11 protein-coding genes and 1 pseudogene are annotated in these 9,981 nt (G+C 58.7%); 2 read left to right on the top strand and 10 right to left on the bottom strand.

Annotation, left to right across the window (positions count from 1 at the left end; genetic code table 11):
- From F8N12_RS17785 to minC, 7 genes and pseudogenes are all read right to left on the bottom strand, one after another.
- Nucleotides 1-351: pseudogene (locus tag F8N12_RS17785) on the bottom strand (mechanosensitive ion channel family protein); the annotation flags it as partial.
- 75 nt (nt 352-426) lie between these two features.
- A complete protein-coding gene (locus F8N12_RS27660; RefSeq protein WP_191623179.1) occupies nt 427-603 on the bottom strand; it encodes a hypothetical protein in 177 nt (58 codons plus the stop codon).
- 581 nt (nt 604-1,184) lie between these two features.
- Complete coding sequence (locus F8N12_RS17780) at nt 1,185-2,474, bottom strand: M18 family aminopeptidase (protein WP_150581628.1); 1,290 nt, start codon at nt 2,472-2,474, stop codon at nt 1,185-1,187.
- Nucleotides 2,475-2,685: 211 nt separating this feature from the next.
- Nucleotides 2,686-3,321 (bottom strand): RluA family pseudouridine synthase, encoded by a 636-nt coding sequence (locus F8N12_RS17775; protein WP_150581627.1) that lies wholly within the window; start codon nt 3,319-3,321, stop codon nt 2,686-2,688.
- A gap of 179 nt (nt 3,322-3,500) precedes the next feature.
- Nucleotides 3,501-3,755: a cell division topological specificity factor MinE gene (gene minE / locus F8N12_RS17770; RefSeq protein WP_007944431.1), complete on the bottom strand. Its 255-nt coding sequence runs from the start codon at nt 3,753-3,755 to the stop codon at nt 3,501-3,503.
- The gene (minD, locus tag F8N12_RS17765; protein WP_028624193.1) at nt 3,755-4,567 is read right to left on the bottom strand and encodes a septum site-determining protein MinD; all 813 of its coding nucleotides are present in this window, start codon (nt 4,565-4,567) and stop codon (nt 3,755-3,757) included. The genes minE and minD overlap by 1 nt, the downstream gene beginning before the upstream one ends.
- Before the next feature lie 202 nt (nt 4,568-4,769).
- The gene (minC, locus tag F8N12_RS17760) at nt 4,770-5,507 is read right to left on the bottom strand and encodes a septum site-determining protein MinC (protein WP_150581626.1); all 738 of its coding nucleotides are present in this window, start codon (nt 5,505-5,507) and stop codon (nt 4,770-4,772) included.
- A gap of 118 nt (nt 5,508-5,625) precedes the next feature.
- On the opposite strand from minC, the gene F8N12_RS17755 reads away from it, so the two are divergent.
- Nucleotides 5,626-6,558 (top strand): lipid A biosynthesis lauroyl acyltransferase, encoded by a 933-nt coding sequence (locus F8N12_RS17755; protein WP_150581625.1) that lies wholly within the window; start codon nt 5,626-5,628, stop codon nt 6,556-6,558.
- A gap of 177 nt (nt 6,559-6,735) precedes the next feature.
- Nucleotides 6,736-7,890, top strand: coding sequence for a patatin-like phospholipase family protein (locus tag F8N12_RS17745; protein ID WP_150581624.1), 1,155 nt, complete (start codon nt 6,736-6,738; stop codon nt 7,888-7,890).
- Nucleotides 7,891-7,978: 88 nt separating this feature from the next.
- Here the strand turns inward: F8N12_RS17745 and F8N12_RS17740 are convergent, their stop codons facing one another.
- The 3 genes from F8N12_RS17740 to F8N12_RS17730 are packed head-to-tail and all read right to left on the bottom strand — an operon-like array spanning nt 7,979 to nt 9,922.
- Nucleotides 7,979-8,764 (bottom strand): outer membrane protein OmpK, encoded by a 786-nt coding sequence (locus F8N12_RS17740; protein WP_150581623.1) that lies wholly within the window; start codon nt 8,762-8,764, stop codon nt 7,979-7,981.
- Nucleotides 8,765-9,136, bottom strand: coding sequence for a hypothetical protein (locus F8N12_RS17735; RefSeq protein ID WP_150581622.1), 372 nt, complete (start codon nt 9,134-9,136; stop codon nt 8,765-8,767).
- Nucleotides 9,137-9,922 (bottom strand): outer membrane protein OmpK, encoded by a 786-nt coding sequence (locus F8N12_RS17730; RefSeq protein ID WP_150581621.1) that lies wholly within the window; start codon nt 9,920-9,922, stop codon nt 9,137-9,139.
- Nucleotides 9,923-9,981 lie beyond the last annotated feature (59 nt).

Genomic DNA, 9,981 nt, shown 5'->3' with positions numbered 1-9,981 from the left:
CTGCGTCCAGCGAGTCAGCGGACTGTCCGCCCCGGAGAACTGCTTCTCGAAACTGGCCAGTGTGCCGCCGATCAGGCCGAGCACACCTTGTTCCGGTGTCGGTTGAGCTTGCGCTGTGGCGTCACGCAGTTTTTTCAGGTCGGTCAGTAACTGGGTGCGTTGCTGATCGTTCTCCAGCGATTTGATCACTTCGTCCAGAGATTGCCCCAGGGGTTGCTCGGCTTGCGGTTGGGTCTTGGCGCCGCCGTTGAGCAGGCCGGGCAAACCGACCGCTTGGGCAGGCGCTATTGGTAGCAGCGTCAGCAGGCAGAGAAAGAGAAAATACGGGAGGGCGGGAAAACGAGCGAACACTGGACGGTCAACCTCGGGGTAAGCGGATCGAACGAGTGTACGAGCCCGTCAAAATCAATGCGAGCCGGGCGGCGATTATTCGTTGAGTTTGGCGAGGATCTTGAACACCACGGTGCCGAGGATGGTGAGCATGCCGATCCACATCGCGAAGATCCCGGCGTTCTTGTCGCGGAAGTTGTAACCGATCGCCAGCAGGATCATCCCGGTGAGGATCGGGATCAGCATGGCGTTGAAGGATTGCGGCGAGATCATGGGCGACTGCCTTGTCGGAGGGGGTGTTGGAAGTCTAGGTGGGTTTTGCCGGGCTTGGGTGATACGGGTTGAAAATGCGTCAAGAGTGAAGCGCAATATCCGTGGCAGGAAGCTCCTGTGGTGAAGGGGCTTTTTGTGGTGAGGGGGCTTCAGTGGTGAGGGGGCTTCAGTGGCCAGTAGGCTTCCGTGGTGAGTGGGCTTCCGTGGTGAGTCGGCTTTTGTGGTGAGGGGGCTTGCCCCCGTTGGGCTGCGCAGCAGCCCCAAAATAACCGTGAAGCTTCAGGCAGTTCGCATTTACTCGCTTGGCGACTGCTGCGCAGCCCAACGGGGGCAAGCCCCCTCACCACAGAAGCCCTCTGACCAAAGGACCCACACCACACAAACCCACAAACCCACAAACCCACAAACCACACAAACCCACAGACCACACAATCCACCGAGCACAGAAGCCCCCTGAGCACAGAAGCCCTGTGACTAAAAAAGCCCCCTCACCACACAAACCCACTAACTACAAAAGCCCTCTGACTACACACAAGCCCCCACCACAGATGTTTTTATCCACCTACAAATCAGCGGCTGTTTCAGGGAAGTTCCTGGCAGGCGTAAAACGCGCTCAGCACTTTGACCAGGTGCGCAAGGTCGTGGCTGCCGCAGAGTTCGCGGATCGAGTGCATGGCGAATGTCGGCAGGCCGATATCCACCGTGCGTACTCCCAGGTGGCTGGCGGTGATCGGGCCGATGGTCGAGCCGCAACCCATGTCGCTGCGCACCACGAAGCTTTGTACCGGGACTTCTTCGGCCATGCACAGGTGGCGGAAGAAGCCGGCGGTTTCGCTGTTGGTGGCGTAGCGCTGGTTGCTGTTGACCTTGATTACCGGGCCGGCGTTGAGTTTCGGGCCGTGGTTGGCGTCGTGCTTGTCGGCATAGTTGGGGTGCACGCCGTGGGCGTTGTCGGCCGAAACCAGCAGAGATTTCTGAATGGTCCGTACGAATTCGTCACCTTCGGGCAGCAGGCGCCGCAGGGTTTGTTCCAGCATCGGCCCGTCTGCGCCGCATGCCGAGCAGGAGCCAACTTCTTCGTGGTCATTGCAGACCAGCACGCAGGTTTCCTCGGTGTCTGCGGTGAGCAAGGCTTGCAGGCCGGCGTAGCACGACAGCAGGTTGTCCAGACGCGCGCCGGCAATGAAGTCGCCATTGAGCCCAATCACCGCCGCGCTTTGCGTGTCGTAGAAACTCAACTCGTAATCGAGCACTACGTCGGCGTTCAGGCCATGCTCCAGCGTGAGCTGATTGGTGAGCACGGCGCGGAAGTCCACGCGCTCGTCACCGGCAAATTGCGCGAGGATCGGTGGCAACTCAGTCTGGGCGTTAATCGCCCAGCCCATGTTGGCTTCGCGGTTGAGGTGAATGGCCAGGTTGGGGATGGTCGCAATCGGCGCCTTGAAGTCGATCAGCTGGCTCTCGACCTTGCCGTCGCGGCGGAAGGTCACGCGACCGGCCAGGGACAGGTCACGGTCGAACCACGGAGCCAACAGCGCACCGCCATAAACTTCAACTCCCAGTTGCCAGAAGCCCTGACGTTGCAATTCTGGCTGGGGTTTGACTCGCAGGCAAGGGCTGTCGGTGTGCGCGCCCACCAGGCGAATGCCGCCGTGAAGTGGCGAGTGGCGGCCCATTTTGATGGCGACGATGGAAGAGTCGTTGCGGGTGACGTAGTAACGGCCGTTGGCCTCGGTGGTCCAGGGCTCGCGTTCGTCGAGCCGCTGATAACCCGCCGCTTCCAGACGCTGGACGAGGCTGGCGGTGGCATGAAACGGGGTAGGGGAGGCCCGGAGAAAATCAATCAGGCCTTGGTTCAACTCTTCGCGCATAAGTAGCTCCAGACAGCAATGGCGCCAGTTTAACGTATTGGTCAGAGAATTGGCGGGTGGCCTGCTGGAGCGGATGTCGTCGGGAATGAATCTGCCGGAGACCCACTGTGGGAGCGGGCTTGCTTGCGAGAGCGGTTTATCAGTCAGCATCGACGGGGGCTGACACAACGCCTTCGCGAGCAAGCCCGCTCCCACAGGTTGTGCAGGGTGTTTAGAACGGTGCAGGGCACTCGAAGCGCAGGCGCTCGCCGGTCTGCGGATGCGTGAAGCTCAGCATGCTCGCGTGCAGACATAAACGCGGCCAGGCTGCCAGCGCCTGTTCGTGGGCATAGAGCCCGTCGCCCAGCAATGGATGACCGATGGACAGCATGTGCACGCGCAGTTGATGGGAGCGGCCCGTGATCGGCGTCAGCTCGACACGGCACCAGTCTGCGCAACGCTCCAGAACACGCCAGAACGTCAGGGCGTTCTTGCCAAATTCATGATCCACCACGTGACGAGGTTTGGTCGGCGGATCGTAGCGCAAGGGCAGATCAATGCTGCCACTGTCCAGTTCCGGCTGCCCCCAGCACAGTGCGGTGTAGGCCTTTTCTGTTTCCCTGTCATGAAATTGCCGAGACAGTTCCCGGTGAGTGTCCGGATCACGGGCCAGCAGAATGATGCCGGACGTCTCCCAGTCGAGGCGATGGACAATTCGCGCTTCCGGGTAGCCGTTTTCCTGCAGGCGGGTAATCAGACAGTCCTTGTTGTCCTCGGCGCGGCCGGGGACGGAAAGCAGCAAAGTCGGTTTGTTCACCACCAGAACGGCGGCGTCCTGATGGATGATGCTGATGTTGGACAGCGGCATTAAACAGCCTCGTTACAAACGCCAACGGCGGCGCAGGGCACACCGATATCCATGTAGGAGCTGCCGCAGGCTGCGATCTTTTGACGTTGCTTATAAAAACAAGATCAAAAGATTGCAGCCTGCGGCAGCTCCTACACAGGAGGTGCGAACCTGAGCCGCCGTGGCTCCCATCGGATCGATCAGCGATCCGGCAGGGTGATATTGAGTTCCAGAATCGAGCAGCTGCCCTGGTTTTCCAGAGCGACGTGCACGTCATCGGACCCGATGTTGACGTACTTGCGGATCACTTCAACCAGTTCCTTCTGCAAGGCTGGCAAGTAGTCCGGCGTACTGCGTTGGCCGCGTTCATGCGCCACGATGATCTGTAGACGCTCTTTCGCTACCGAGGCGGTACTTGGCTTCTTGTTAGCACGAAAGAAGTCAAAAATATTCATTACCGGCCTCCAAACAGACGCTCAAAGAAACCTTTCTTGGTGACATCGAGGAATCGATGCTCCACGGTTTTGCCCAACAGACGATCAACTGCATCGCTGTACGCCTGGCCGGCGTCACTCTGGTCGTCGAGAATCACCGGCACGCCCGAGTTGGAAGCCTTGAGCACGGCTTGCGACTCTGGAATCACGCCCAGCAGGGTCACGGCGAGGATTTCTTTTACGTCTTCAACGCCGAGCATCTCGCCATCGCTGACGCGTTGCGGGTTGTAGCGGGTCAGCAGCAGGTGTTCCTTGATCGGGTCTTCGCCGTTCTCGGCGCGGCGCGATTTGCTGGCCAGCAGGCCGAGCATGCGATCCGAGTCACGTACCGAGGACACTTCCGGGTTGGTCACGACGATCGCTTCATCAGCGAAATACATGGCCAGGTGAGCACCTTTCTCGATGCCGGCCGGGGAGTCGCAGACCACGAATTCAAAGTCTTCCTTGAGTGCCATCAGCACTTTTTCCACGCCTTCGACGGTCAACGCGTCTTTGTCGCGGGTCTGGCTGGCGGCCAGTACGTAGAGGTTTTCCAAACGCTTGTCTTTGATCAGCGCCTGTTGCAGGTTGGCTTCGCCATTGACCACGTTGACGAAGTCATACACCACGCGACGCTCGCAACCCATGATCAGGTCGAGGTTACGCAAACCGACGTCAAAGTCGACGATGACTGTTTTGTGACCACGCAGTGCGAGGCCGGTGCCGATAGCAGCGCTGGTGGTGGTCTTACCCACACCACCCTTGCCGGATGTAACCACGAGAATCTTGGCCAAGGTGTTTCACCCCTAAGGAAAAAGGACATTTAGCCCCTGAAAAACATCTCTATAAAAAACTGATGCAGTCGGACAGCCTTGGCTGGAATCCGGTCTTGAACGGCGCTTACCTCGGGTAAACACTGCTGATGGCCTTTTTCCTACTTCGTTTGAGCCGTTTTCGCTACGTTTTAGAGATGCTTGGAAAATGCGGCAGTATCCGTTAAAGACGAATGATGTTCAACACATCGCCCGACAGGCTGACCTGCACGCCCGCACCCCATAAAGGGTCGCGTCGCAAGTCCTCCGAAACCTTGTAGTGGCCTGCGATGGAGACCAGTTCAGCGCTCATTTGCTGACAGAAAATCCTGGCCTTCTTGTCGCCTTTGACGCCGGCCAGTACACGACCGCGCATCGGGCCGTATACATGGATGTTGCCATCGGCGAGAAGTTCCGCACCTGGACTGACCGACGAAATGATCACCAGATCGCTGCCCTGGGCATAAATTTGCTGGCCGCCGCGTACAGGGGAGGTGATGACTCTGGTTGGTTTGATCATCGGCTCAGGGGGCTTTTCCGGTTTTTTCGCCACCGCGCCTTCCAGCGGATCGAGCGCGCGTTCGCGGGCGCCCGACGGCGGCAGTACGGGCAAATCGACGGCGATGGCGGCAGCGATGTCCTCGATACGACTGGCGCGGATTGCCAGCGTGCGCAAGCCATGCTGGCGGCAGACGCGCATCAGCCCGGGCAGATCGACGGCGCCTTCGCTGGCAGGAAGCTTGTCCAGTGCCAGGACCAGCGGCGCGTTGCTGAAGAAACCCGGTGCCTGAGCGACCTTGGCGGCGAGTTGCCGATCGAGGCTGGCAAGGTTGTTCCGGGCCAGTTCAAGCACCGTAATGGCCAGCATGCTGCCCTTCAACTGGAACACGGGATCCTGGTCTTGCAGTTCGGTTTGGCTCATGGTCGGCATACAACGGCTTGTCACTAAAAGTGCCGAGACTTATAACGAGAACGCACGCGAGCCGCAACCCGGTTCGAACGATGTAGAATGCGCGGCCATCGTCTTTCCGGAACCCTTAATGGATCGCCCGCGTTTTCGAAAATCCTTTCTGATGCCACGTTTCTGGCCATTGTGGTGCGGCTTGGGGCTGTTATGGCTGATCGTTCAGTTGCCGTATCCGGCGTTGCTGTTTATCGGACGTGCGCTCGGCGCCGTGATGTATCGCGCAGCGGGCGACCGACGGCGCATCGCCAAGCGCAATCTGGAGCTGTGTTTTCCCGAAAAATCCGCAGCCGAGCGCAAGCGCCTGCTCAAGGAAAACTTCGCCTCCACCGGCATTGCGTTTTTTGAAATGGCCATGAGCTGGTGGTGGTCGCCTGAGCGTCTGGCAAAACTGGCCCATGTCGAAGGGCTCGAGCATCTGCAAAAGGCCCAACGCGAAGGCAAAGGCGTGATTCTAATGGCGGTGCATTTCACCACGCTGGAAATCGGCGCGGCGTTGCTCGGCCAGCAGCACACCATCGACGGGATGTACCGCGAGCATAAAAACCCGCTGTTCGACTACATCCAGCGCAGCGGCCGCGAGCGGCACAACCTCGACTCGCTGGCGGTGGAGCGTGAAGACGTGCGCGGCATGCTCAAACTGCTGCGTTCCGGGCGGGCGATCTGGTATGCACCGGATCAGGATTACGGTGCCAAGCAAAGCATCTTCGTCCCGCTGTTCGGCATTCAGGCGGCCACTGTCACGGCCACCAGCAAGTTTGCGCGGCTCGGCAAGGCGCTGGTGGTGCCGTTCACCCAGGAGCGGCTGGCGGACGGCAGCGGTTATCGGCTGACAATTCATCCGCCGCTGGAAGGTTTCCCCGGCGAAACCGAAGAGGCCGATTGCCTGCGGATCAATCAGTGGGTCGAAGGCGTGTTGCGTGAATGCCCGGAGCAGTACCTGTGGGCGCATCGGCGCTTTAAAAGCCGTCCGCCGGGCGAACCGAAGCTGTACGCCAAACGCGGTTGAATCTTCGTTCCCCTGTGGGAGCGAGCCTGCTCGCGAAAAACCTGAGAGCGCTGTGGGGTGTCAGGCTGCCAGCTCTATCGTTGACGACCTTCGTCGGAACGCCGCCCGGATCAGACTCGCTCCCACAAGGGAGGCGGTTGGCAATGAAATCCCATCAAGCACCAAGGAGCGTTGTGCATGATTCCAGGTGAACCGGTCACAGGTTTGATTCTCTCTGGCGGCGGGGCTCGGGCGGCCTATCAGGTGGGTGTGCTCGCGGCCATTGCGGAATTGTTGCCGGAGGGGGCCAACAATCCGTTCCCGGTGATCGTCGGCACTTCGGCCGGGGCGATCAACGCGGTCAGCCTGGCCAGTGGCGCACTGGATTTTCGCGCCGCGATCGAACGGCTGACCGCTTTCTGGCAAGGCTTTCGCAGTCATCTGGTGCTGCGCAGCGATTGGCCCGGTGTGGTCCATCAGGCCAGTCGTTTTGTCAGCCGCAGCTTGCTGGGTATCGGGCCGCAAGTCCCGGTCGCCCTGCTCAACAGCTCGCCGCTGCGCGGGTTGCTCGAAGAAAAGCTCAACCTCGACGGCGTCAGCGAGGCCATCGCGCAGAAGCAGTTGCAGGCGGTGGCGGTGACGGCATTTGGCTATGAATCCGGTCAGGCGGTGACGTTCTATCAGGGTGGCGGTACCATTGACGCCTGGTTGCGCCATCGCCGTATCGGCGTTCCTACGCAACTGACAGTCGATCACTTGCTCGCCAGCTCGGCCATTCCGCTTTTGTTCGAGCCCGTTAAAATCGGCGAAGAATATTTCGGCGACGGCGCGGTTCGGCAATCGGCGCCTATCAGCCCGGCGCTGCATCTGGGCGCCAGCCGTGTGCTGGTGGTAGGTGTCAGTGGCAATCCGCGCGGCCTCGATCCGCAGCAGCCACTGCAACGCGCTTACACCGGTCAGCAGCCCTCGCTGGCGCAGATCGGCGCGCATATGCTCAACAGCACGTTCATTGACAGCCTTGAGAGTGACATTGAGTTGCTGCAGCGCCTGAATCAGTTCAGTCATCTACTACCCGACGGCACGCCCACCCGAGCGCTGGGTGTGGCGCCGGTTGAAGTGCTGGTGATTTCGCCGAGTCAGCCCATTGATGAGATTGCAGCGCGGCATCGGCAGGAATTGCCGGCGGCGTTACGCCTGTTTCTGCGCGGTCCGGGGGCGACCAAGACGAGCGGGGCGGGGGTATTGAGTTATTTGCTGTTCGAGGCGGGTTATTGCAGTGAATTGATCGATCTGGGGCGGCGTGATGCGCTGGCCAAGCGCGAGGAGTTGCGGCGGTTTTTGGGGATATCATAAAAGCGAAAGATCGCAGCCTTCGGCAGCTCCTACAGGTGTAGGCGTTCTGGTGTAGGAGCTGGCGAAGCCTGCGATCTTTTGATTTAAATCAGAAGTGAACCTTCACCAAAAAGCTCGTCACGTTCTGATTGGTCTTGAATGCACGGCTGTCTTCAATCCCGTACTTGTCCGACCAATAGTCGTACTCCACACCCACATACAACTGCTTCTCGCCGAAATTCAGCGCTTTGCCCAGGTCGTATTTAACCTGCGGGTTGAAGTGCAGGTTGGCGTGGTAGTCGCCTTTGGAATTGGAGTCGTTATCCACGACCCAGTCCATGAAACCATCGATCAGGATGGTCGAGTCGCCGACCGGAATGCTGTAAGCCCAAACCGGAGTGATTTGCCAGACGTTGTCACCTGCACGCGAACCGTCGGTGTGGCGCTGGTAGAAGTTCACCTGGAAGTAATCGAAGCCGGGTATCGCCAGGTCGAAACCAGGACCGATCAGGTAGGACTCGGTGTCACCTTCACCAAACTCGTAAGTCATCGCCAGCAGCACGTCAGTGACCGGGCCGAATGCGATCTTCTGATCGAGGACCTTGCCCAGGGAGATGCGTGGACTGAACTCGCCGTAGTAGGTGTTCGGGCCCACGTTGAAATCATCTTCGCCGTTGTAAAAGATCTTGTCGACGAAGAGGAAGTTGTCCCCGTATTTCCAGCCATCGGCGTGTTCGAAAGTCACGGTTTGCTGAATGCGCGGGTTGACCTGGAAGTCTTTGCCATACAGGTAGGTCAGACTGTTGTCCTGCCATTGCAGCAAGTCAGCTGCCATGGCCTGGCCCGCGGCCAGCAACGATCCGGCCAGCATCAGGCTAGTGCACGTACGTTTCATTCAATTGCTCCCAAAAAGTAGGTGTTTCACGTTATTTTTTAAGATCGGCGCTCTGGTGTGGCGCCTTTTGCTCAAGCGGTAAAAATCGTCCAATCGGTCAGCTTCAGTGCTGTTGGCAAGCACTGCACCAAGGCTTTCAAAACGCAAAAAAACTCCCGCTCGACGGCTCGCGAGCAATCGATTGAGAGGTGTGTCGGCGTGCCTTGGAACCGTCCAGAGCCGGGATAAGTTGGCTTTCTGGTCAGGAATTAAATCCGGGCTTTTTTTTAAAGCGGATTCGGGCGGCGGCGGAGAATACTGACTCCTTGGCCAGGTCTCAAGTGCTCCGCAACGGCACACCGACGACAGGTCTGGGGCACGGTTGCGGATCATTTAGAAATGCACCTTCAGCAGCAGGCTGGCGGTGTTTTGATTGGTGTCCAGATTTGAACTGTTGTCGATGCCGTACTTGTTTTTCCAGTAACTGTATTCGGCCCCGACATAAACCTGTTTCTGACCCCAGCCCACGGCCTTGCCGAGATCGTATTTGATCTGTGGATTGATGTGCAGGTTGGCGTGATAAGTGCCGCGACTGTTCTGATCGTTGTCGACGACCCAATCCAGATAACCGTCGATCAACAAGTCCGACTTGCCCAGAGGAATGCTGTAAGACCAGGCGGGGGTAATTTGCCAGACGCCATCGCCGGGGCGTGGGCCGTCGGTCTGGCGGCGGTAGAAGTTAAGGGTGAAATAGTTGAAGCCCGGTATGGCGAGGTCAAAACCGGGGCCGATCAGATAGGCCTCGCTGTCGCCTTCGCCGTACTCGTAAGTCATGGCCAACAGCACATCCTTGATTGGGCCGTATTCGAAGCGACGGTCGAAGATCTTGCCAAACGAAAGGCGCGGGCTGAATTCGCCATAGAAGGCGCTGGGCCCTTTGTTACGATCTTCCGCGCCGTTGTAGAAGATCTTGTCGACAAACAGAAAGTTATCGCCGTACTTCCATTTGTCAGCGTGCTCGAAGGTAACCGTCTGCTGGATTGACGGATTTATCGCGAAATTCTTGCCATACAAGTAGCTCAGGCTGTTGCTTTGCCATAACAGCAAATCACCGGCCATGGCCTGGCTGGCGACAACCAGGCCAGCGCCCAACAGCAGGTTCTTTTGAGTCCGAATCATCTGTTGCTCCCTCTTGTTTTTATTGTTTGAGGCACAGGCAGCCACCGACCCTGTGGGAG

The organism is Pseudomonas fluorescens, assembly GCF_902497625.1.
Taxonomy (GTDB): Bacteria; Pseudomonadota; Gammaproteobacteria; order Pseudomonadales; family Pseudomonadaceae; genus Aquipseudomonas; species Aquipseudomonas fluorescens_BQ.
The sequence above is the reverse complement of the archived record's forward strand: the minus strand, read 5'-3'. Positions and strand labels throughout refer to the sequence as shown.

Bases quoted from the DNA above. Each gene is read 5' to 3' on its own strand.
- F8N12_RS27660 (WP_191623179.1), bottom strand. From the start codon at position 603: ATGATCTCGCCGCAATCCTTCAACGCCATGCTGATCCCGATCCTCACC.
- F8N12_RS17780 (WP_150581628.1), bottom strand. From the start codon at position 2,474: ATGCGCGAAGAGTTGAACCAAGGCCTGATTGATTTTCTCCGGGCCTCC.
- F8N12_RS17775 (WP_150581627.1), bottom strand. From the start codon at position 3,321: ATGCCGCTGTCCAACATCAGCATCATCCATCAGGACGCCGCCGTTCTG.
- minE (WP_007944431.1), bottom strand. From the start codon at position 3,755: ATGAATATTTTTGACTTCTTTCGTGCTAACAAGAAGCCAAGTACCGCC.
- minC (WP_150581626.1), bottom strand. From the start codon at position 5,507: ATGAGCCAAACCGAACTGCAAGACCAGGATCCCGTGTTCCAGTTGAAG.
- F8N12_RS17755 (WP_150581625.1), top strand. From the start codon at position 5,626: ATGGATCGCCCGCGTTTTCGAAAATCCTTTCTGATGCCACGTTTCTGG.
- F8N12_RS17745 (WP_150581624.1), top strand. From the start codon at position 6,736: ATGATTCCAGGTGAACCGGTCACAGGTTTGATTCTCTCTGGCGGCGGG.
- F8N12_RS17740 (WP_150581623.1), bottom strand. From the start codon at position 8,764: ATGAAACGTACGTGCACTAGCCTGATGCTGGCCGGATCGTTGCTGGCC.
- F8N12_RS17735 (WP_150581622.1), bottom strand. From the start codon at position 9,136: ATGATCCGCAACCGTGCCCCAGACCTGTCGTCGGTGTGCCGTTGCGGA.
- F8N12_RS17730 (WP_150581621.1), bottom strand. From the start codon at position 9,922: ATGATTCGGACTCAAAAGAACCTGCTGTTGGGCGCTGGCCTGGTTGTC.